General features: G+C 71.1%; 11 protein-coding genes. 3 read left to right on the plus strand and 8 right to left on the minus strand.

The window, feature by feature from the left end:
* Window positions 1–2: 2 nt before the first annotated feature.
* The 8 genes from F4558_RS03850 to F4558_RS03885 all read right to left on the minus strand — a co-directional run bounded on the left by F4558_RS03850 (window position 3) and on the right by F4558_RS03885 (window position 17,302).
* Window positions 3–1,454, minus strand: a complete 1,452-nt coding sequence (locus F4558_RS03850) for an MFS transporter (RefSeq protein ID WP_167943230.1) — start codon at window positions 1,452–1,454, stop codon at window positions 3–5.
* Between the two features lie 110 nt (window positions 1,455–1,564).
* The gene (locus F4558_RS03855; protein WP_053658630.1) at window positions 1,565–2,272 is read right to left on the minus strand and encodes a 4a-hydroxytetrahydrobiopterin dehydratase; all 708 of its coding nucleotides are present in this window, start codon (window positions 2,270–2,272) and stop codon (window positions 1,565–1,567) included.
* Window positions 2,273–2,340: 68 nt separating this feature from the next.
* Window positions 2,341–3,792: an MFS transporter gene (locus F4558_RS03860; RefSeq protein ID WP_082377611.1), complete on the minus strand. Its 1,452-nt coding sequence runs from the start codon at window positions 3,790–3,792 to the stop codon at window positions 2,341–2,343.
* 177 nt (window positions 3,793–3,969) lie between these two features.
* Window positions 3,970–5,442, minus strand: coding sequence for an MFS transporter (locus F4558_RS03865; RefSeq protein WP_245241262.1), 1,473 nt, complete (start codon window positions 5,440–5,442; stop codon window positions 3,970–3,972).
* 107 nt (window positions 5,443–5,549) lie between these two features.
* Complete coding sequence (locus tag F4558_RS32060; protein ID WP_167943232.1) at window positions 5,550–8,030, minus strand: condensation domain-containing protein; 2,481 nt, start codon at window positions 8,028–8,030, stop codon at window positions 5,550–5,552.
* Between the two features lie 115 nt (window positions 8,031–8,145).
* Window positions 8,146–16,299 (minus strand): non-ribosomal peptide synthetase, encoded by an 8,154-nt coding sequence (locus tag F4558_RS03875; protein WP_167943233.1) that lies wholly within the window; start codon window positions 16,297–16,299, stop codon window positions 8,146–8,148.
* A 14-nt stretch (window positions 16,300–16,313) separates the two neighbouring features.
* Window positions 16,314–17,075, minus strand: coding sequence for a thioesterase II family protein (locus F4558_RS03880; protein WP_053657860.1), 762 nt, complete (start codon window positions 17,073–17,075; stop codon window positions 16,314–16,316).
* Window positions 17,076–17,089: 14 nt separating this feature from the next.
* Window positions 17,090–17,302 (minus strand): MbtH family protein, encoded by a 213-nt coding sequence (locus tag F4558_RS03885; RefSeq protein ID WP_053657863.1) that lies wholly within the window; start codon window positions 17,300–17,302, stop codon window positions 17,090–17,092.
* 195 nt (window positions 17,303–17,497) lie between these two features.
* Between F4558_RS03885 and F4558_RS03890 the strand changes: the two genes are divergently transcribed.
* The 3 genes from F4558_RS03890 to F4558_RS03900 are packed head-to-tail and all read left to right on the plus strand — an operon-like array spanning window position 17,498 to window position 23,677.
* Window positions 17,498–22,135, plus strand: a complete 4,638-nt coding sequence (locus F4558_RS03890; RefSeq protein ID WP_167943234.1) for a non-ribosomal peptide synthetase — start codon at window positions 17,498–17,500, stop codon at window positions 22,133–22,135.
* Between the two features lie 16 nt (window positions 22,136–22,151).
* Window positions 22,152–23,192, plus strand: coding sequence for a MupA/Atu3671 family FMN-dependent luciferase-like monooxygenase (locus F4558_RS03895; RefSeq protein ID WP_053658298.1), 1,041 nt, complete (start codon window positions 22,152–22,154; stop codon window positions 23,190–23,192).
* Entirely contained in the window at window positions 23,189–23,677 is a 489-nt protein-coding gene (locus tag F4558_RS03900) for a flavin reductase family protein (RefSeq protein WP_053657867.1), read from the plus strand. The genes F4558_RS03895 and F4558_RS03900 overlap by 4 nt, the downstream gene beginning before the upstream one ends.
* The last annotated feature ends 29 nt before the right edge of the window (window positions 23,678–23,706 follow it).

Here is a 23,706-nt window from a genome sequence, read left to right on the forward strand (position 1 = left end):
GGTCACCGCCGAGCCGGCGTAGGGGCGGCGGCCGGCAGGTCCACGGAGGCCGGTGGGCCGGCGGCGGCCGGCAGGTCCACGGAGGCCGATGGGCCCGCGGACGCCGGATCCAGCTGGGCGCCGGGTGTGACGTCCGGAAGGTCGTCCACGCGCCGCAGGTGAACGCTCCGGGACACGAGGGCGACGACGACTGCGACGAAGACGGCCCCTCCCATCATGACGAGGGCCCAGCTGCGGCCGGGCGCGTCACCGACGAGCGCCGAGACCCCCGGCGACCGCACCTCGTCGCGGCCGACGACGGTGACGAGACCCGCTCCGACCGTCACCACGATCGTGGAGCCGATCATGTGCGGCCCGGCGACCATGAGGTTCTTGAAGCCCATCGCCCGCCCGAGGTGCTGGGAAGCCACCTTGGAGTGCAGCACCGTCTGCACGCAGGCGATGAAGACCGCAGTGCTGCCCAGGGCGATGAAGGCGGCGACCGCCATCACCGCGACGTTGGGTCGCGCGGCGGCCACGAGGAGCGCCACGGCGAAGACGAGCCCCGCCGACAGCAGGCCGCGGGCGAGGCGGCGGGGCCGGCCGGTGACGATCATGATGATGCTCGTGATGAGCATGCCGACCCACCCCGACGCGAAGACGATCACCGTTCCGCCCTCGCCGGCGAACGAGAAGACGTTCTCGGGCCCGGCGCCTTCGAGGATCGCGATGACGCAGCTGACGCCCGCCAGGAAACCCAGCACCGGCAGCAGTCCCGGCCGGGACCGCAGGTGCGACCAGGTCGAGAGCACCTCCGCGCCGATCGACCGCCGTGCCGCGGCGTCGGCGTCCTTCGGCACGACCGGGATGTCGAGGGTGAGCACCACGAGGATGGCGACCACCACCGCCGCGCACTCGAGCAGGATCACGCCCACCGGTGCGACGACGGTCAGGGCGAGGGCCACGACCAGCGGCCCCAGGACCACCCCCGTGACGGTCAGCAGCATCCGCGGGGCGTTGGCCCGGATGAGGTGCTGCCTCGGGACGAGCAGCGGCACCGCCGACTCCAGTGCTGCCAACTGCGGCGCCTTGAGGATGGCGTCGATGGCCAGGACGGCGATGAGCGGCCACAGCAGGGGGACGTCCAGGAGCAGCACGACGACGAGCGCGCCCAGGTTGATGAGGTAGCCGATGCTGCTGGCGAGCAGCACCCGCCGGTGCCCGTAACGGTCCACGAGCGCTCCGGCGAGCGGGGAGAGGAACGCGAACGGTGCGAACAGGATGAGGAACGCGAAGATGAGCGCGGCGAGCGAGTCGAACTCCGCGAAGATGTCGAGGCGGAACACCAGGACGGTAAGCGCCGCGGCGAACACCACGAGCCACTGGGAACACCACAGGAGAACGAACGTACGTATTCTGGCTGGCGGGCCGGTGTCGGGCCGACGGGTGGAGGTTTCGGCGTCGGCGGTTGACATCGGCGCTACCTGCTCTCGTCTCGTCGCGGCGTTGAGCCTCGGGTCGTACGTCAGGATCTCGACGGCGTTGCGTGGTGTCTTGTCACACGAACCGGGGTCCGGTCGACGGGTCAGTCGACAGTCGCGGGAGACTCGGCGACGCAGAGAACCCCCCGGTTGCCGTCCTGGTCGGCGATGACTGTGAGCGACGGCGTGCCGCTGTCGTCGACGACGGTCCCACCTGCGGCGACGACAGCCGCGATTCGCTGTTCGGCCACCTCGCGGGGCACGTAGACCTCGATGTGGAAGCGCTGGCCGGGGGCGTCGCCGTTGCCGGCGTCGCCGAACCACAGGTTCGGCACGCGGCCCGTGGCGTCCCGGATCTCGTCGCCGGGCGTCCCGTGGCCCTGGGCCCCGGGGTTGCCTGTCAACAACGCGGCCCACACCGGGGCGATGGTCGCGGAGTCCGCGGTGTCGAGGCCGAGTTCGATGAGGCTGACCGAGGCCGGATCGGCCTTGAGCCCGTGGTCGGCGGCGATCTCGGTGATCCGTCGGGCGAGATCGACGTCCTGCTGCGTCACCCATTCGATGACGTGTTCGGTGCCTTCGTCGTCGCGGTAGATCGCGTCGGCGCTGACCAGCTTGAGGTCGACGTGCCCGGTGCCGAGCGACGCGCTCGGGTGGTGCCCGAGCGCGTCGCCGGCCTCGCCGACCGCAGCGACGAACCGCGCGCCGGTACTGAAGTCGTCGACCAGATAGCGGGCATGCAGTCCCTGGGCGAGCTTGCGCCAGTCGGTGAGCTTCGCGTTGGCGATCTCGTCGCCCTTCAGCATGTCCATGGTCGGGACTCGTTTCGTCGTTCGGTCAACGGATTCGTGCTCGGCGCGGCGTGCGCGCCGTTACCGGGTCACACGGACTGGCGTCCCGGCGCCGGTTCGGTGGCGCCGACCGGTGCGAGGTCCTCGGTGGACCGGGGCGGCTGGTCGTCCGGAATCACGTCCGGCAGGTCCTGCTCCAGGCCACGCAGCCCACGGCTGCGGGTCGCGAGGAGCGCTACCACTGCGGCCACCCCGACCCCGATCAGCATAATCACGAGGGCCCAGCCGCGGCCGGGACCATCACCGATGAATGCCGCGAGGATCGGCGAGCTGACATCGTCCCAGCCCTCCCCGGGAGGCCTGCCGCTGTAGGTGAAGTCGCTCGAGAGAAATGCCACGCCGAGCGCGATCGCTCCGACGTCCCCGACGATGTGCGACAGCGTGACCGAGGTGTTCTTCAAACCGAACACGCGACCGAGCAGGTGCGGCGGGATCTTGAGGTGCATCACGGTCTGGAAGCTGGCGATGATGACTGCGAGGCTGCCCATCGCGACGAAGCCGCCGGCGGACATCAGGATGAGATCCGGCCGGAACGCGGCCGCGCAGAGCGCCAGGGCGAATACGAGCCCGGCGCCGAGCAGGCCGCTCATCACCAGCTTGCGGGGTACGCCCCAGAACACCATCAGGATGGTCGCGACGACCATCCCGAGCCAGCACGACGTGGACACCACGATGGCGCCGCTATCCGGCGAGAAGCCGAGCACGGCCCCGCTCGAGGCGGGCTCGAGGGCGCCGAGGGTGCCGCTGACGAGGGCCAGGAAACCCACCATCGTCAGCAGACCCCGCCGGACGCGGAGGTGTTGCCATGCGTCGACGACATCCCTGCCCAGTGACTGACGGGGCGCGTCACCGTCCGGCCTCTTGACGACAGGGATGTTAGAGGTGATCACGACGCAGATGGCGATCACCACCAACAGGCACTCCGCCAGGACGATCGTGACCGGCTTGGCGACGCTCAACAGCAGGTAGGCGAACAGCGGCCCCGCGAGGACGAACGTCGCGGTCATCAGCATCCGTGGGCCGTTCGCCCGCCCGTAGTGACGCTTCGGTACGAGCAGAGGCACCACCGACTCGATCGCGGCCAACTGAAGCGTTCTCAAGATCGTGGAGATACCGGCCGCCGAGACGGCGTACAGCGCCCCACCGACGCCGGTGACCATCACGACGACGAGAACCAGGAGGTTCAGCAGCGTGCCGATGTTGCTGATCAGCAGCGCGCGCCGATGGCCGTAACGATCCACGAACGCGCCGGCGAACGGGGACAGGATCGGGAAGGGCACGAACAGGATGGCGTAGGCGATGGCGATCAACCAGATGGGATTGAAATCCACGAAGATGTTGAGCTCGAGCGCGAAGACCGTGAAGCTCACGGCAGCGCAGGCGAGCCACTGCGAAACCCAGAGACGGACGTACGTGCGGGTTCCGGACGCCGGTAATGCGTCCGACTGATCCTGCGGTGGTCCGGTCTTGACAGTTGTCATTGATGCCTCCTGCTCTCGTCAGGTCGGTGCGGTAGCCGTTCGGTTGCGACGATGGGGAACCTGTGGTTCATCGGTGCCTTCGTATTCGTGGTGGATCGCGTCGACACTGACCAGATGGGAAGCCGGCACCGGTCGCGCGCGCACGTTCCCCGGAGCCGTACGCGCACGACCGGCACGTCATGCGGACCGGCCTCCCGGCGTCGCCGTCGCCTCGCTGGCGCGGACGGGTGTGAGGTCCTCGGTCGGTCGGGACAGCCGGTCCATCGGTGTGACGTCCGGCAGGTCGTCCTCCACGTGGAGCAACGCGGGCTTGCGGTACCTGAGGTAGGCGACGACAGCACCCACGCCGAGCCCGATCAACATCATGAAGAGGGCCCAACCACGCCCGGGGCCGTCGCCGATGATCACCTTGAGGAACGGCGAGTCCACATCGTCCCAACCGTGGCCCTGCCGCCATCCCCACACGCCGCCGCCGGAGTCTTTGCCGCTGTTGGCGAAGATGCTGATGCCCAGCACCAGCGTTCCGACGTCGCCGACGATGTGCGACAACGTGACCGCCGTGTTCTTGAGGCCGACGGCGCGACCGAGGTAACGCTGCTCGACCTTGAGGTGCATCACGGTCTGGAAGGTGGCGATGACGACCGCGAGGCTGCCCATCGCGATGAAACCGCCGACGCACAGCAGGATGAGGTTCGGCCGTACCGCCGCCGCGACGAGCGCCACGGCGAACACGAGCCCGGCACCGAGCAGGCCGCCCATCACCAGCTTGCGGGGTACGCCCCACACCACCATCAGGATGCTCGCGACGACCATGCCGAGCCAGCACGACGTGGACACCGCGATGGCGCCGCTGTCGTCGGCGAAGCCCAGAACCGTACCGCTGGCCGCGACTTCGAGCGCGCCGAGGACGCCGCTCACGATGGCCAGGAACCCCACCATCGTCAGCAGCCCCCTGCGGGCACGCAGGGTGCGGTACGCGTCGGCGACGTCCCGGCCGAGCGACTGGGTGGTCGCCTCGGGGCTGGGCCTGTCGACGCCAGGGAACTGGATCCTGGACACGACGATGATGGCGATGACCACCAGCACGCACTCGGCGATGACGATCGTCGATGGTGCGAAAACGCTCAGCAGCAGGTAGGCGAGGAGCGGTCCAGCGAGGACGAACGTGCCGGTCAGCAGCATGCGTGGGCCGTTGGCGCGCCCGTAGTGGCGCTTCGGCACCAGCAGGGGCACCACCGACTCGATGGCGGCCAGCTGCAAGGTCCGCAGGATCGTCGAGATGCCGACCGCGCAGACCGCGTAGAACGGGGTGCCGAGGCCGCTGATCATCATGTAGGCGAGGATCGACAGGTTGAGAAGCGTGCCGATGTTGCTGATCAGCAGTGCCGGCCGTTGGCCGTACCGATCGACGAAGGCGCCGGCGAACGGTGAGAGGATCGGGAAGGGCACGAACAGGACGGCGTACGCGGCGGCGACGATCCAGACCGCGCTGAAGTCCACGAAGATGTTTACGCTGATCACGAAGACCGTGAAGCTCACCGCGGCGCATGCCAGCCACTGCGAGATCCACAGAATTATGTACGTACGAATTCCAGACGCCGGTAGTGCGTCCGACCGAACCGCTGACGGTTCGGCCTCGACATTCGTCATGGGTGCCTCCTGCTCAGGTCAGGCCGGCGCGACCGCGTCGGTCGCGCACTTCGGAACGTAGGAGTCATCCATCGACGTGTCTTGTCACTGGAACCGGGTCCGGCTGGTCACGGCCGCCGCCCGGTCGCCACGAGGTGCGGGCCGATGCCCAGCAGTTCGGGCACCCGTTCGTGCGCTCGTGCGCTCGCGAGGATCGCCTCGTGGCCCAGGGGGTCGTCCATGCGTTCGGTGAGGTCGGTCAGCAGGAAGGCAGAGCCTTCGACGCTGACCAGGTCGGTCATGTCGAGGCCGGCGGAGGAGAACTCCAACTCCAACTCGTCCGGCCGGTGCGTGTAGGCCGTGTAGCCGCCCCGGGCCAGCGGCGGAAGGACCCCCGTCTCCTCCACCTCGTCGATGTGGGCAAGCATCTCCGGACCCCGCTCGTAGATCCGTTCCCGCAGGACCCCGTCCATCCGCGCCGCCCAGCGCGAGATGGCGGACGCGAACACGGCGCCGCCGGGCGCGACGATGCGCCGCGCCTCCCGGAGCACCTGCACCCGGTCGGCCAGGCGGGGGAGGTGGTACAGCGGTCCGAGCAGGAGCACCGCCGCGACGCTCTCGTCGCCGAGGTCGAGGCTGCGCGCGTCGCCGACGGCGGTCTCCACGTCGGTGCCCGGCCGGATGGCCGCTCGCAACTGCTCGACGTACAGGGGAACGATGTCGCGGTGCACCACCCGGTAGCCGAGTTCGGCCAGCCAGAGCGCGTAGCGGCCGGTACCGCCCCCGATGTCGGCGATGACAGCGGGCGCTGGCGGCAGGTGCCGCAGCAGGATCTCCTGCGTCCGCTCGAACTCGAGCCGGCCGTGGCCGGAGGCGGCGGCCTCCCGCTCCTCCTCCTCGCTGGTCGTGTAGAACGCGGTCAGCTCCTCGGCGAGGTCGTCGGTCTCGGCGAGCTGTCGTTCCAGCTCGGCGATCTCGGCATCGAGCTCGTCCTCCTCGCTCGTCTGGCCGCCGGTCGCGAGAGCGGAGGCGAGCGCGCGCACGCTCGGGTTCAACGCGAGCAGCGTGACGGAGGCGCCCTCGATGCGGCCGACCGCCCGGACGGCGCCGAAGGAGTCGCCGCCCATGTCGAAGAAGCTCGTGGTGACGTCGACCTCGGCCAGCTCGAGGATGTCGCGGTAGACCGTCGCGATCGCCTCCTCCTCTGGTGTCGCGGGCGGGACCACTGGTCCGGTCGGCGCGTCCACGAACGACGCGGAGTCGTGCCTGTCCGGTGACGCGATCACGGGCCCGGCGGCGGCCACGACCTGCTCGACGCGGTCGGCCCCGATGATCGCCCTCAAGGTGCTGAACAGGCAGTCGAGGACGCCGTCGGCGAAGCCGGGTTCGAAGCGGTTCTCGTGGAGCAGCAGCTGCACCTCGGACACCGGCGCGGGCGTCACGATCAGCGCCATCGGGACGCTGACCTTGTCGAAGGTCGCCTGCGAGCGCACTGTGAGCTGTCCCTGCGGCGAGCCCCCGGCCTGGACGCCGAACGAGTGGTTGTCGAGCACGAACAGGCTGTCGAACAACTGCTGGCCCGGGGCGCCGGCCCACTTCTTGATGTCGGAGAGCGGGCTGAACTCGTAGCGGCGGATGTCGGCGTACCGGGTCTGTAGCTCGTGTAGCCACGGCCCCAGGTCGCCCTCGGACGGAACGCTGAAGCGGACCGGCAGGGTGTTGACGAACATGCCGATCATGCGGTCCACCCCGGGCAGCTCCGCGGGCCGGCCGGAGCTGACACAGCCGAAGACGATGTCGGAGCGCCCGCTGTAGCGGCCCAGCACGACGGCCCACGCCGCGTGCAGGACGGTGTTGACTGTGACCCGGTGACGGGAGGCAGCGTCGCGCAGGCCCTCCTCGACGGCTGGCGGAAGGCTCACGACGTGCCGGTCGACACCGCCGGTGCCGTGGTGGGGGTCCACCGGGCGCATCCCGGCCAGGGTGGCCGGGGTGACACCGTCCATGACCTCCTTCCAGAAGGTCCTCGCCGCGTCCATGTCCTGGCGTTGCAGCCACGCGATGTAGTCGCGGAAAGGCGGCGCGGGCGGAGGCAGCGGGCCGCCACCGGTCAGGGACTGGTAGTGGGCCATCACCTCGTTCATGAAGATCGGCACCGACCAGCCGTCGAGGAGCAGGTGGTGATGGGTCCAGGCCAGGGCGTGCCGATCGTCCCCGAGACGGATGAGGTGCAGTCGCTGGAGCGGGGCTGCGGCGACGTCGAAGCCGGTGGCGCGGTCCTCGGCCATCATCGCGTCGAGCCGTTCCTGTTGCTCGTCCTCGCTCAGCGCGGACCAGTCGTCCTGGTGCGCCGGCGGCGTGACGTCCCGATGCACGACCTGAAGCGGCTTGTCGTCGCCGTCCCAGTGGAACGACGTCCGCAGCGCGGGGTGCGACTCGAACACCTGCCGCCAGGCCCGAACCATCGCGTCGACGTCCAGGCTTCCCTCGACGATGTAGACGTGCTGGCCGAGGTACATGTCGGTCGCGCCGTCGTGGACCGTGTGCAGCAGCATGCCCTGCTGCAACGGGGACAGCTCGTAGATGTCGTCGACGTTGGACGTGCTCACGGAAGCTCCTGCCTCCGCGCAGGGTCCTCATCGGTGCAATCCGCTGGTCGGACCGGCGCGGCAACGGTCGGGCGGTGCAGTGCGAATCTAGGAGCCGGGCGCGGGAGGTGTCCCGTCACACGAACCGGGGGCCGCAGGCTCCGGCCCCCTGCTCCAGCACCCTCCGTACGACCGCCGCGAGGTCCCGCACATGGGGCGGGCGCAGCATCGTGAAGTGGTCACCGGGCACCGTGAGGTGCTCCAGGCGGGGTGCGTGGGCCTGCCACGCTGACACGTCGTCCGTCGCCCTGTTGTCTTCTGCGGTCACGAGCACCAGCCGGCCGAGGTAGTTCCGTGGCCGGTACGCGGCATAGTGCGCGATGTTCGTGGCGAACGCCCGCATCCTGGTCCGCAGGTCGTCGTGGGTGTCCGGAGGTGCCAGCCCGGCCTGGGCCAGCACGTCCAGGGCCACAGTGTCCAGCGCCTGGCGGTCGAGCCCCCGCAACGCGTCGAGGTCGACGTCCGGCAGGGGCACGCCTGCCGTGCCGGCCGTGTCGAGGACGAACCAGGTGAGCGTCTCCAGGTCGGTCGGGTTCTGGCCAGGGACCGGCAGGGCCGAGTCCAGCGCCAGGACGACGCCGACCTCCTCTCCGGCGTCCCGGAGCTGCCCGGCCATCTCCATCGCGACGGGGCCTCCAAGTGACCAGCCACCGAGGTGGTACGGGCCGTGCGGCTGGACGCCGCGGACCAGGTCGAGGTAGCGGCCGGCCCGCTCGGCGAGGCTGCCGGCGGGGGCGGTGCCGTGCAGCTCAGGGTCCTCGATGGCGTACACCGGCTGGTCGTCGCCGAGCATCGTCGCCAGCGTCAGGTAGTGGGTCACCGCCCCGCCGACCGGGTGCACCAGGAACAGCGGGGACTGCGATCCACGGGGCTGGAGCCCGACGAGCGGGCCGTTGGCCTCGGCCGGCGCTTTGGCGCTCTCGTCAAGGTGCCTGGCGAAGTCCTCGAGGACCGGGTTGGCGAACACGTGCCGGAGATGGACGTCGAGGCCGAGCCCGTCGCGGACCCGTGCGGCGAGCTGGGTGGTGTGCAGCGAGTTGGCACCAAGGTCGAAGAAGTTGTCTCCGGCGCCGACCCGCTCGACGCGCAGAAGGTTCTCCCACACCTCGGCCAGCCACCGCTCGGTGTCGGTACGCGGTTCGACGTGCCCGGCCTCCGGCGGTGGCGCGGGCTCGGGCAGTCGGGCGGTGTCCAGCTTGCCGTGTGGTGTGACAGGCAGATCCGGGAGTGCGACAACAGTCGTGGGGACCATGTACGTCGGCAGTCGGTCGGCGAGGAACCGGCGTACGTCGGCGGGATCCGCGTCGCCGACGATGTAACCGATCAGGACGCCGTGGCGGACCGCTACCGCGCTCCGGTCGACCGCGGCGTGCTGGCACAGGGCGTGTTCGATGTCGCCGAGTTCGACGCGCTGACCGTGGAGCTTGATCTGTCGGTCGGTCCGGCCGAGGTATTCGAGTGTGCCGTCGGAGCGCCAGCGGGCGAGGTCACCGGTGGCGTACATGCGTTGTCCGGGTGGTCCGTACGGGTCGGTCCGGAACCGCTCGGCGGTCAGACCGGGGCGGTTGTGGTAGCCGTGGGCGAGGCCGGTGCCGGCGATGTGGAGTTCTCCGGCGATACCGATGGGGGTGGGGCGTAGTCGGTTGTCGAGTACGTAGGCGCGGGTGTTGGCAATGGGTTGTCCGATGGGGACGGTGGTGGAGTTCGGTTCGCATTGCCAGGCGGTGACGTCGATGGATGCTTCGGTGGGTCCGTAGAGGTTGTGGAGTTCGATGTGGGGCCAGGTGGTGAGGAAGCGGTGTGCGGTGTCTGCCGGTAGTGCTTCGCCGCTGCAGAAGACGCGGCGGACCTGGCCGAGGGGGCCGCGGTCGGCGGTGGCGTCGAGGAAGGTTTGGAGCATGGTGGGGACGAAGTGCAGTGCGGTGACGCCCTCGTCGACGATGAGTTGGTGTAGGTAGTCGGGGTCGCGGTGGCCGCCGGGGGCGGCGAGGACGAGGGTGGCGCCGGTGGTGAGGGGCCAGAAGAATTCCCACACGGAGACGTCGAAGCCGTAGGGCGTTTTTTGCAGGACTCGGTCGTCGGTTTGTAGGTGGTAGGTGTCCTGCATCCAGGTGATGCGGTTGTGGAGTCCGCGGTGGGGGACTGCGACGCCTTTGGGTGCGCCGGTGGAGCCGGACGTGTAGATCAGGTATGCGGTGTCGTCGGCGGTGGTGGTGTGGGTGTGGAGGGTGCAGTCGTCGGGGGTGCAGCCGGTGTCGTCGTTGGTGGTGTCGGTGACGTCGAGGGTGGTGGGGAATGCCTCGGTGTGGGTGCTTGTGGTGATGACCAGGGGTGGGGTGGCGTCGTGGAGCATGGCGGTGAGGCGTTCGGGGGGGAGTTCGGGGTCGAGGGGGACGTAGGCGGCTGCGGTTTTCCAGATGGCGAGCAGTGTGGTGACGAGGTGGATGCCGCGGGGGAGGCAGACGCCGACGTGGTCGCCGGGGGTGATGCCGTGGTGGTGGAGGCGGTGGGCGAGTTTGTTGGCGGTGGTGTCGAGGTCGCGGTAGGTGTGGTGGGTGCCGTCGTGGTCGATCACGGCGATGGCGTTCGGGGTGTGTTCGGCGATGCGTTCGACGAGGTGGTGCAGCGGTTCGTGGTGGTATCCGGTGGTGGTGTCGTTCCAGTCGTGTAGCACCTGGTGGCGTTCCGCGGCCGGCATGATCTCGACCTCGCGGGCGGGCTGCTCGGGTCGGTCCAGTCCGTTGGCGAGCGCGGTGAGGAAGTGGTCGAGGAGTCGGTTGATGCGGTCGGCATCGAACAGTTCGGTGGCGTACTCCACGCCCAGTTCGATGCGGCCGTCCGGCGAGTCGATCACCGCCATGGCGAGGTCGAAGCGGGCGTGGCCGCCGGAGACCGGCATCGGCTCGGCGGTGACGGTGCCCAGCGTCAGGTCACCCTGTGCGGCGGCAGGCGGCTGAAGCGACAGGTTGACCTGGAACAGCGGGTTGCGCCCGGGAACGCGCTCGGGGTGCAGGGCGTCGACGACGAGGCCGAACGGGACGTCCTGATGGGCGGTGGCGGCCAGGACGGTCTCGTGACAGCGGCCGACGAGCCCGTCGAAGCTGGGATCACCGTCGAGGCGGGTGCGCAGCACCACCGCGTTGACGAAGTAGCCGACCATCGGTTCGGTGTCGGCACGGGTCCGGCCGGAGAAGATGGACCCGATGGGTAGGTCGGTCTGCCCCGTGTAGCGGTGCAGCACGGTGAGCAGTGTCGCCTGAGTGAGGGTGAGCAGCGAAACCCGGCGGGCGCGGGCGTACTCCCGGGCGGCCTGCGCCAGACCGTCGGGCACCTGTCGCCACCGGTCCGCGCCGTCGCCGGCCGGGCTGAGTGGGCGGGGGCGGTCCGTGGGCAGGTCGATAGTGGCCAGGTCGGCAAGTGTCTCGCGCCAGAAGTCGAGCTGCCGCTCCCGCTCGCCACCGTCGAGCCGGGCGCGCTGCCACACCGCGTAGTCGGCCGGCTGCACTGCCAGCTCCGGCAGCCGTGCCTGCGCCCCGCTGGTCCCGGCCGCGTAGAGGCGGGTCAGCTCGTCGGAGAGGATGGTTGCCGACCAGCCGTCGGCGACGATGTGGTGGATGACAAGCGCCAGCACGTGCTCGTCGGGGCTCAGCCGGGCCAGCGCTGTCCGGAGGAGCCCGCCCACGGTCAGGTCCATGGGCCGGCTGATCTCGGCCGCCGCCCACTCCTCGACGGTCCCGGCGTCCAGCTCGGCCACCGGCAGCGGCAGCGCGTCCGCCGGCGGATCGATCACCTGGCGGGGCCTGCCGTCCTCGGCGACGAAGCGGGTCCGCAGTGATTCGTGACGCACCGTCAGGGCGTGCAGTGCCCGCCCGAGCGCCGCCACGTCCAGGGCGCCGCGCAACCGCAGTGCGAACGCGATGTGGTTGACCGGCGAGTCGGGGTCGAGCTGATGCTCGAACCACATCGCTTCCTGCTGGTACGTGCACACGAGCGACCCGTCGCGGGGCACCGGCACCACCCGGCGGGCGGCGTCCCGCCGCGCCCTCGCGGCCCGCTTCTCCTCGAGCAGCCGCTCCAGTAGGGCCCGCTCGGCAAGTCTCCGTTCCAGCTCGGCGATCTCGGCGTCCAGCTCGCCCCGGGGCGCCGGCGGTGGTGGGGCGACGGCCGCGTCGACGATCGGGGGTCGGGGCTGCCCGGCCCCGTGCCCGTTCTGCGGGTCTCTTCCCTCGTCCTGCCGTGCCGTTCCCTCGTCCTGCCGGTCGCCTCGACCGAGGTGCTCCAGCACGCCGTCGGAGCGCCAGCGCGCGATGTCGCCGGTGTCGTACATGCGCTTGCCGGGCCGGTCGGCGTACGGGTCCGCGAGGAACCGGCACGCCGTGAGCGCCGGCCGGTCGGGGTCGCCCTGCGCCGCGCCGGTGCCCGCGACGTACAGCTGCCCCGGGACGCCGATGGGCGCCGGACGCAACGCGGCGTCGAGGACGTATACGCGCCTTCCGGGCGTGTCAGTGACGACTGTGGTCCCGGCAGCGGCTCCCACCCCGGGCGGGAGGGCGGCGCGGGAACTCCAGTCGCGCAGCACCCGGTCCCGTTCGGCCGGCGGCAGGACGTCGATCTCGTCGGTCGGGCGGTCCGGCTCGGCCAGCCCGCGGGCGAGGGCTGTGGTGAACTGCTCGACAAGGCGGTCGATGCGGTCGGCGTCGAAAAGCTCGGTGGAGTACTCCACCTGTAGCTCCAGCCCGCCGTCGGCCAGGTCGATGACGGCCAGCGCGACATCGAAGCGGGCGTACCCGGTGCTGACGTCGAGGGCCTCGGCTGTCGCCCCGGCGAGTGCCAGGCCGGGCAGGGAGGTGCCCGGTGGCTGGAGCGACAGGCTGATCTGGAACAGCGGGTTGGTCTGGCCCGTCACCTCCGGTCGCAGGCTCTCGACCACGAGGGCGAACGGCGCGTCCTGGTGGGCGCCGGCGTCGAGGACCGTGTCGTGGCAGCGGCGGACAAGGTCGGCGAAGGTGGGGCGGCCGGTGAGATCGGTGCGCAGCACGAGGGGGTTGGCGAAGAAGCCGACGAGCGGCTCGATCTCGGGTCGGGTGCGTCCAGAGAAGATCGACCCGATCGGCAGGTCGTGCTGCCCGGTGTGGCGGTGCAGGACTGTCAGCAGCGCGGCCTGGTGGACCGCGAGGAACGACACGCGGTGGGTCCGGCCGTACGCGCGGGCGGCGGTGGCGAGGTCGCCCGGCAGGCGCCGGGACACGGTGACGCCGGCGCCGGTGCGCTGGGCCGGCCGGGGCCGGTCGGTCGGGAAGTCCACGGTAGGGAGGTCGGCAAGGGTGTCCCGCCAGTAGGCGACCTGGCGCTCCAGTTCGGCTCTGCGCTGCTTGTCACGTTGCCAGACAGCGTGATCGGCCGGCTGGAGGACGAGCGCCGGCAGCGCCTCGTCGGCGGCGCCGGCCTCGACGGCGTAGAGCCGGGACAGCTCGGCACCGAGGATGCGAGCCGACCACCCGTCGGCCACGATGTGGTGCACGACAATCAGGAGCACATGCTCGTCGGCCGCGATCCGGGCCAGCGGGCACCGGAACAGGTGCCCGGCGGCCAGGTCCAGCGGCCGGCGGATCTCCCGCGCGACCCACGCCTCGACGTCGGCCGGCTCGATGTCCACCACCGGCAGCGGGGTCATCGGCGGCGGATCGTCGACCACCTGCGCCGGAACGCCGACCTTGTCGACGAACCGGGTCCGCAGCGCCTCGTGGCGTACGACGAGGGCGTGCACCGCCCGGCCGAGCGCCGCCACGTCCAGCTCGCCGCGCACCCAGAGCCGCAACCCGATGTGGTACGTGGCCGACGAGGGGTCGAACTGGTGCTGGAACCAGAGTCCTTCCTGCTGGCGCGTGCAGGGCAGCGGCCCGGTGCGCGGCACCGGCGTGATCGGTTCGTCGACAGCCAGGGGAGCGGCCTCGTCGAGGAGGGCGGCGAACTGGTCGAGCACAGGGTGGGCGAAGAGGTGGCGCGGTTGCAGGTCGACGTTGCGGTGGTCCCGGATCCGGGCGACGAGCTGGATGGCGTGCAGCGAGTCGCCGCCGAGGTCGAAGAAGCTGTCGGTGGCACCCACCTCCTCCGCCCCGATGACCTCCTGCCAGACGGCGGCCAGCCAGCGTTCGGTGTCGGTGCGCGGCGCGACGTACCCGGTGGCCGGAGGTGTCGTCGGCTCGGGCAGTCGCGTGGGGTCGAGCTTGCCGTTCGGGGCGAGCGGCAGCTCGGGCACCGTGACCAGGACGGTCGGGATCATGTACGTCGGCAGCCGGTCCGCCAGGTACCGGCGCACGTCGTCCAGGTCGGGTTCGCCGGTGAGATAGGCGACGAGGTGGGTCGCGTCGTGGAGGAGGACTGCGCACTGGCGGACGTGGGGGTGGCGGCTGAGCGTGTGTTCGATCTCGCCGAGCTCGACGCGTTGGCCGCGGATCTGGACCTGGCGGTCGCGGCGACCGAGGAATTCGAGGATGCCGCCGGGGAGCCAGCGGACGAGGTCGCCGGTGGCGTACATGCGTTGTCCGGGCTGGTCGGCGTGGGGGTCGGCGAGGAAGCGTTCGGCGGTGAGGCCGGGCCGGCCGTAGTAGCCGTAGGTGACGCCGGTGCCGGCGACGAACAGCTGTCCGGGTACGCCGATCGGGGTGGGGCGGAGGTGTTCGTCGAGGGCGTACGCGCGGTGGTTGGGCAGGGCGGTGCCGATCGGGGTCGGTCCGGTCAGCGGCTCGTCGGTGCACAGGTAGTCGGTGACGACCACTGTGGTCTCGGTGGGCCCGTAGCAGTTGTGCAGTTCGAGGCCGGGCCGCGACCAACGGCTGGCCTGCTCGGGCGGCAGGGCCTCGCCCGCGCTCCAGACGGCGCGCAGCGCGGTGCCGGCGAAGTCGTCGGGCTCGAGCAGTGCCAGAACGGCTGTCGAGATGAAGGACAGCGTCACCTGTTCGGCACGGATGAGCGTCGTGAACGCGGCCGCGTCGGCGATGGTCTCGCGAGGTGCGCTGATCATTGTCGCGCCGGCGAGCAGTGTGGCGTAGCAGTCGCAGATGCTCGCGTCGAAGGCCGGGTTGGAGGTCTGGGCGACCCGATCGGCGGGGGTGGTGCGGAACAGTTGGACAGCTGTCTCGCAGAAGGAGTAGGCGCTGTGGTGGGGCACCAGGACGCCCTTGGGGGTGCCGGTGGACCCGGAGGTGTAGAGCAGGTACGCCGGATCGTCCGGTCGGACGTCGATCTCAGGTGGGGTGTCCGGGCCGCTGTCGTCGCGGTCGTCGAGGTTCCAGTGGGGAATGTCGGTGGGGGCCGCCGGTGCCAGGTCGGTGGTGGTCATCACGAGCCTGGTGCCAGCGTCGGTGGCCAGGAGGGCGAGCCGGGCCGGTGGATGTTGGGGGTCCAGCGGCAGCCAGGCGGCGCCGGCCTTCATGACGGCGAGTTGGGCGATGGGCAGGTGGATGCCGCGGTCCAGGAGCAGCCCGACGATGTGGCCGGGGCCGATGCCGTGCCCGTGCAGGGCGTGGGCCAGTCGGTTGGATCGGCGTTCGAGTCGGTCGTAGGTCAGTTCGGCGCCGGCGAACCGGATGGCCACGCGGTCCGGGGGGTGGCCGAGGGTGACGTGGTGCAGCAGGCCGGGGGTACGCGGGACGGGTGGCGGGTTCCAGCCGTGCAGGACCAGGTTCCGTTCGGCCGCCGGCAGGATGTCGATGGCGGCGACCGGCCGGTGCGGGTCGGCCAGCCCACCGGCCAGCGCCGCGGTCAGATGATCCAGCAACCGGCCGGCCCGGCCTTCGTCCGACTGGTCCGCCGGGCATTCCAGTGTGAGGTCCGTGGACCCCACTGTGAGCGTGAGGTCGAACGGGCTTCCTGCTGCTGTGTCGCGCCCGGCCAGGCCAACCTGGAACCGCGCATCGGTGCCGGCTGAGGTGTGGCAGCGCGCGGTCAGCTCGGCGAAGCCGGGGTTGCCGCTCAGGTCGGCGCGCCACACCGCGCCGCCCGACCTGATCGCCAGATCCGTTTCTCCGGTGTACCGGTGCAGGACGGTCAGCAGCGCGGCCTGCCACAGGGCGGAGCAGGTAACGCCGTGGCGCTGGGCGTGTCCGCGGGCGGCGTCGGCCAGGTCGTCAGGCGCTCGCCGCGTCACTGTGGTGCCGCGGCGGCGGGCGCGGTGAACCCGGTCCGACGTGAGATCCGTGGTGGCCAGGTCGACAAGGTTGTCGCTCACCGCTGCTCCTTGGGTCAGCGTGCCCGGACGAGGTCGTCGCCGATTCTCCGAATGACCTGCTGCTCGGCCTCCGGGCCGAAGAAGTGCCCGCTCGGGACGACGTCCAGGTCGAACCGGGCTGTCGTCTCGGCCTGCCACCCCGCCATCTGGTCGGGAGGCGCTGTCCAGTCTTCGGCGCCGGCGAAAGCGCGGATCCGCACGTCGAGCGGCGTGTGCGGACGGAACCCGTGTGTGCTGAGCACTGTGAGGTCGGCACGCAACGTGGGCACCAGCGCCCGCACCAGCTCCGGTTCGGCGAGGACTTCGGGCGGCGTTCCGCCCATCTCCCGCATGTAGCCCTCGAGCCCGTCCGTGCGCCCTTCCCACGGCCAGACGTCGTCGTCGTTTACCGGTGCGACGTCGCACGCGTGGAAGAGCATGAAGGGCATCGGCATCGCGCGCTCGCGCAGGGCGTGTGCGAGCGCCCAGGCCACCCGGGACCCCATGCTCACGCCGTAGCAGGCGAACGGTCGGTCCAGGAGCGGCAGCAGCGCGTTCACCAGCGCGTCGACGAGTGGTGCCATCCGGTCGAACGCCGGTTCGCCGAACCGGTCGGCGCGTCCCGGCAACTGCACAGCGATCGGCTCGACGGACGCGGGCAGGAGACCGGGCCACTTCCGGTACATCGCGGCGCTGCCGCCGGCGTGGTGGAAGCACAGCAGCCGGACCTCGGACGGTTGCTCGCGGCGCCCGAATCGCTTGAACCAGCGCCGGTCGACGTCCTGCAGCTGGGTCATCGCGGGGACCGGAATCAGCTCGTGGTGGCTGTGTCGCGGCGGGCGCTGCGCGGACGGATGTCGGTCCAGTTCGCCTCGACGTAATCGAGGCAGGCCTGACGACCGTCCGGGCCGTGCACGACGCGCCACCCGGCCGGAACGGCAAGCGTCGCCAGCCAGAGCGAGTGCTGATCCTCATCGTTGACGAGCACGAGGAATGTGCCGTCGGGGTCATCGAAGGGGTTCATGTCGCTGACCCTAGGACGCCCGGTGGTGCCGCATCTGTCACGTGAAACGAGGACGGGAAGGCCCGTGGGCTGCCGCATACGTTGGCGATGGCGTTGGCGCGGCTGCGGGCGACGGAGGAGTGGACGCATTCGTCGACCGCCGGACTCGACCCGCTGGAACGAGTGCCGCGGGACGACACAGGGACGGGATGACCAATGACTGATCTGCAACGACGCATCGCAGCCCTCTCGCCGGAGCAGCGGGCCCGGTTGGAGGAACGCCTCGCCGAGATGGCCGCCGCCCGTGGTCACCGGGTGAGCACCGCCATCAAGCCGCGTGACCGCGACCGGCCCACACCGCTGGCGATCCAGCAGCAGCGCGAGTGGACCTTCGCCCAGTTCCAGTCGATCACCATCCCGGGTGCGTTCCGGGTCGAGGGTGAACTGGACGAGGACCTGCTTCGCCGCGTTCTCGCCGAGGTGGTGGAACGGCACGAGATACTCCGGTCCACGGTGGAGATGCAGTCCGACGGGACCATGGCGCAGGTGGTGCACCCGACCACGTCGGTGCCGGTACCCATCGTCGATCTGTCGCACCTGGCCGACGACGAGCAGCGGGCCGAGCTGCGCGAGAGCTGGCAGTCCGAGGTCCAGATGCCGTTCGACCCCGGGGAGCCGCTGCGGCTGCGGGTCCGCGTGTTCCGCCTGGCCGAGCAGACCCACGTCGTCTTCATCACCGCCGACCACGTGGCCGCCGACGCGTTCTCGGTGGGCCTTCTGGTCCGGGAGTTCGCCACCCTCTACGTGGGCGCCCCACTCGACCCGCTGGAGATCCAGTACGGCGACTTCGCGGCCTGGCAGCGGTCCGTCGAGGCGGAGCGGATCGACGACGAGACCCGGCACTGGCAGGAGACCCTTGCCGGGATCCCGGCCGGACTGGGGCTGCCCACCGACCGGCCGTACCCGGCGCGCCCGACGTTCGCCGGGGCGTCCCACCTCACCGAGCTGCCGGCCGCGGTCTCCACCGACCTGCGCCGCCTGGGCGAGCGCGAGGGCGCATCGCCGGGAATCCTCCTGCTCGCCGCCTGCGCCGTGCTGCTGCACCGGTACACCGGCCGCGACGACGTCGTCATCGGCGAGAACGTCGCCGGCCGCAACCGGGCCGAACTCGAACCGCTCATCGGCTGCTTCGTGGGGGCCCTCCCGATGCGGATGCGGCTCACCGACGAGCAGACCCTCGCAGCTGTGGTGCGACAGGCCCGGGACACGGTGGTGACCGCCTACGACCACCAGGATCTGCCGGTGGACGGCATGCTGGACCGGCTCGGCCTCGGTCTGGAGGCCGCGTCCGCCACCCTGTTCGACATGTGGCTCGACGTGCGTACGCCGGAGCGGGACCTTGAGGTCCCGGGCCTGCGCATCAGCGCCGAGACGATCGAGACGGACCTGATCGCCGCCACGCCCCTGACGCTGGACGCCGACCCGAACGGCGACACGCTGCGACTGCAGTGGATCTACATGACCGAGCTGTTCGACGCCGAGACCATGCAGGTGCTCGCCGATCAGTTCGTCCGGATCCTGCGGGCGTTCGTCGACGCGCCCGACACGACGGTGGGCGACCTGCCGCTGGCTGTCGCACCGGCATCCCCGGCGGCGGTCGAGCAGACGTCGGACGCCGCCCGGGACGATGCGCCGGGCTTCGTCGAGCTGTTCCAGCGCCGCGTCGCACAGGCCCCGTTCGCTCCGGCGGTGGTGCACGACGGCGTCCCGACCAGCTACGACGAGCTGAACCGCTCCGCCAACCGACTCGCCCACCGGCTGCGGGCGCTCGGTGTCGACCGCGACACCACTGTGGGCATCCTTGTGGACCGCTCACCCCGGCTGGCCGTGTCGATCGTCGGCGTGCTCAAGGCCGGCGCCGCGTACCTGCCGATCGACGCCGCCTATCCGGCCGAGCGCATCGCCGGCATGCTCGCCGACGCGGGCGTCCGCGTGCTGGTCTCCGAGGAACGGCTGGCGTCGATCGGGGCCGACTCGGTGGACCACACGGTGCTTGTGGACGACGGGGCCGGCGGCCCCGACACCGACCTGCCGGGACCGGATCCCGACGCACCGGCCTACGTGGTGTTCACGTCCGGCTCGACCGGGCGACCCAAGGGCACAGTGATCGAGCACCGGTCCCTTGTGACGTACGCGCGCGACGTGGTGGACCGGCTCGGGCTCGGCGCCGGCGACCGGTTCCTGCAGTTCGCCTCGCCCAGCTTCGACGTGCTCGCCGAGGAGTTGTTCCCGACGTGGCTGGCCGGCGGTTGCGTGGTCATCCCGGCCCGGTCGCTGTTGAGCGGTGGCGAGGACCTCACAGCCCTCATCGAGCGCGAGTGGCTGACAGTGATCGAGCTGCCCACCGCGTACTGGCACGAGTGGGTGCGTGAACTCGACCGGACCGGCCGGCGGCTGCCCCGGTGCCTGCGCCTGGTCATCATCGGTGGCGAGCCGGTCCTCGCCGACCGGCTGGCCATGTGGAGGAAACTCGACGTACCGCTGATGAACTGCTACGGGCTGACCGAGACGACGGTCACCTCGACGTTCTTCCGCCTGGACCCGGCCGGGCCGGTGGTCGACTGGCCCAACCTGCCGATCGGCACCCCGCTGCCCTCGGCGGACCTGCGCGTGCTCGACCACCGGCTCCGTCCGGTGCCGCTCGGCGGCACCGGGGAGCTGTACATCGGCGGCGTCAGCGTGGGGCGCGGCTACGTGGGACAGCCCGGCCTGACCGCGCACCGCTTCGTCGCCGACCCTGATCCGGCGCGGCCGGGCCGCCGGCTGTACCGCACCGGCGACCTGATCCGCCGGCGGGTCGACGGCAACCTGGAGTTCGTCGCCCGGGTCGACCGGCAGGTCAAGATCCGTGGCTTCCGGGTGGAACCTCTGGAGATCGAGTCGGTGCTCAGCCGCCACCCGGGGGTCGCCGAGACCGTCGTGTCGGTGCACGAGCCGGCCCCGGGCGACAGGCGCCTGATCGCGTACGTGGTGCCCGGCCCGGACGGGATGCCCGACCTCGGCGAGCTGCGCCGGTATCTCGACGGCGAGTTGCCGGCGTACCTGGTGCCCGCCGCGTTCGTCCAACTCGACGCGATCCCGCTGACCGCCAACGGCAAGGTCGACCGGGACCGTCTGCCGGCGCCGGACGAGGGCCGGCCCGATGTGGGCCCGGCCTACGCGGCACCGCAGTCGCCGATCGAGCGGACGCTCGCCGGCATCGTCTCGGCGGTGGTCGGCGTCGACCCGGTCGGCGTCGACGACAACTTCTTCGAGATCGGCGGCGACTCCATCCTCGCGATCCAGGTCGTCGCACGGGCGCAGGAGGCGGGCCTGCGGCTGTCCCCGCAGGACCTCTTCGCGCACCCCACGATCGCCACCCTGGCCGTGGCGGCCAGCGCCGCGCCCACCATCGACGCCGAGCAGGCCGACGTGATCGGTCCGGTGCCCGTCGCGCCGAGCCAGCGTTGGTTCGGCGCCGCCGCGATCGCGGAGGCACGGCACTGGAACCGGTCGGTGAAGCTGGATCTGCCCGCCCTCATCGAGCCGGAGCTGATCGAGACGGCCGTCGAACACCTGATGGGCCACCACGACGGGCTGCGTCAGCGGATCCTGCTGGCCGGCCCCGACCGCATGCGCGTGCGGATCGCCCCGCGCGGCGACCTCACACCGTTCAGCGGGTACGACCTGACCGATCTCGACGAGGCGGCGCAACGACGCCGGATGGATGAAGTGGGCGCCGAGATCCAGGCAGGTCTGGACCCGGCCGTCGGGCCGCTGATCCGGTTCGCGTGGTTCCGCTGCGGTGGCGGCCAGCCGGACCGGCTCGCCATCGTCGCCCACCGCCTGGTCGCCGACGCCTGGTCGATGCGGATCCTTGTCGAGGACCTGGGCCGCGCCCTCGCCTCGCTGGCCGCCGGCGAGCCGGTGGCGCTGCCGCCGAAGACGACGTCATGGCAGTCGTGGGTACGGCGGCTGGTCGCGTACGGGCGTACGCCCGCGGTGCAGGAGCAACGTGCGTTCTGGGCCGACCTGGTCGCCTCGGCCGGCGACCCGGTCCCGGCCGACCGCCAGGCGGAGCCGGAGGCCGACACCGCGGCGACCGAGCAGACGATCACCGTGGCGCTCGACGCCCCACGGACGGCCGAGCTGCTCGCAGCCCCGGAGGCGCTCAACTGCGAGATCGACGAGTTGCTGCTCACGGCGCTCGGCCGGACCCTGCGCGCGTGGAGCGGCGCCGGGCGGCATCTGGTCGACGTCGAGCGGCCCGCCCGCGCGGCGCTGTTCGACGACGTCGACCTGGGCCGCACAGTGGGCTGGGTCAGCCAAACCCATCCGCTGCCGCTGACCGGCGACCCGGACGACACGCCCGAGACGAGCCTGAAGGCGGTCAAGGAGGCGTTGCGCGCGGTGCCCGCCGACGGTGTCGGATGGTCGCTGCTGCGGTTCGACCCCGAGCCGGTGCCCGCAGTGCCGGTCGAGCTGGCCTTCACGTACCTCGGCGACGTCGACCCGCCCGGCTTCACCTCGGCGTCCGCTCCGGTCGGCCCGGACGCCAGCCCTCGTGGGCGACGGCCGTACCCGATCGCTGTCGAGGCGTCGCTGGCCGGCGGCGCCCTGGTGGTCCGCTGGCGCTACAGCGAGATCCGGCACGACCAGCAGACCATGCAGGTCCAGGCCGACAGTTACCTCGCCGAACTTGAGGCGCTCATCGAGGCGGCGCGGCAACCGGCCGAGACCACGCACTCGCCGACCGACTTCCCGCTCGCCCGCGTCGACCAATCCCGGCTCGACGCTCTGCTCAGCCGGCTCTGACCCGACGGGAGTGGTGGTGGACTACAGCCTGTTCTTCTTCGCCGACGGAGGCGCCGCCGGCGACGACGGTTACCGCCTCCTGCTGGAGAGCGCCCGATTCGCCGACGCCAACGGGTTCACGGCGGTCTGGACGCCGGAGCGGCACTTCCACTCGTTCGGCGGCCTGTACCCGAACCCCGCGGTCACCGGGGCCGCGGTGGCCGCCGTGACCGAGCGGGTGGGCGTCCGGGCGGGCAGCGTGGTGGCGCCCCTGCACCACCCGGCCCGCATCGCGGAGGAGTGGTCGGTCGTCGACAACCTGTCCAAGGGCCGGGTGGGGCTGTCGTTCGCGTCCGGCTGGCACGCGGCCGACTTCGTGCTGCGGCCGGAGAACTACGCCGACCGCAAGAACGTGACGGCCGAGACCGTGGACACCGTACGCCGGTTGTGGCGCGGCGAGGAGGTCGAGTTTCCCGACGGCGCGGGGGAGAAGCGTGCCGTCCGTATCTTCCCTGCGCCCGTGCAGCCCGAACTGCCGGTGTGGGTGACAAGCGCCGGCTCGCCGGAGACGTTCCGGACCGCCGGCCGCCTCGGCGCCGGGCTGCTGACCCACATGCTCGGTCAGGATCACGCCCGGCTCGCCGAGAACATCGCCACCTACCGGTCGGAGCTGGGCGGGGCGCCGGGACACGTCGTGCTGATGCTGCACACGCTGATCGGCACGGACCGGGCCGAGGTGCGCGAACAGGTCCGCGAGCCGATGAGCAACTACCTGCGCAGCTCCGCCGACCTGATCGTCAAGGCGGCCGCGAGCATCCTGCCGCCCGGCTTCGACCCGAACCGGCTGCCGGAGCGGGACAAGGAGTTCCTCATCGCGCACGCTTTCGACCGCTACTTCACCAGTAGCGGCCTGTTCGGCACTGTGGCCGACGGGGCCGACATGGTGAGCCGGCTCGAGGCGATAGGTGTCGACGAGATCGCCTGTCTGATCGACTTCGGCGTGCCCCGCCAGGACGTGCTCGGGTCCCTGCGACACCTGGCCGAGCTGGCCCGGCAAACGGGTCAGCCGGCCAGGTGACGTCGCCGGCTCACGAGACGGTCGGGGCGGAGCATCTGCGCCGCCTCCTCCGCCGCTGGGCCACAACTGTGACAGTGGTGACGGCGGCCGGCGACGGTCGGCCCTTCGGGTTCACCGCGACGTCGTTCACCTCCGTGTCGCTGCGCCCACCGGTCATGTCGTTCTGCGTCGACCGAGGCTCGTCGAGCTGGCCCATGCTGCGGGAGGCCGAACACGTGGCGGTGCACGTGCTGGACGCCGGGCAGGCCGACCTGGCGCGTACGTTCGCCACCCGCGGCATCGACCGCTTCGCCGCGACCGGCTGGCGCCCCGGGCCGTACGGCGTGCCGCTGCTGCCCCGGAGCCTCGCCTGGTTGGTGTGTCACGTCTCGGCGCGGATCCCCGCCGGCGATCACGTGATCGTCCTCGCCGAGCCGTTGGAAGCCCAGATCGGCGACGGCAGCCCCCTGCTGTACCACGATGGACAGTACGCGGCTCTGGCCTGACCACTACCCCGCTTTAGGGGACAGCTACG

Origin of the sequence: Micromonospora profundi (assembly GCF_011927785.1) — a bacterium.
GTDB lineage: Bacteria > Actinomycetota > Actinomycetes > Mycobacteriales > Micromonosporaceae > Micromonospora > Micromonospora profundi.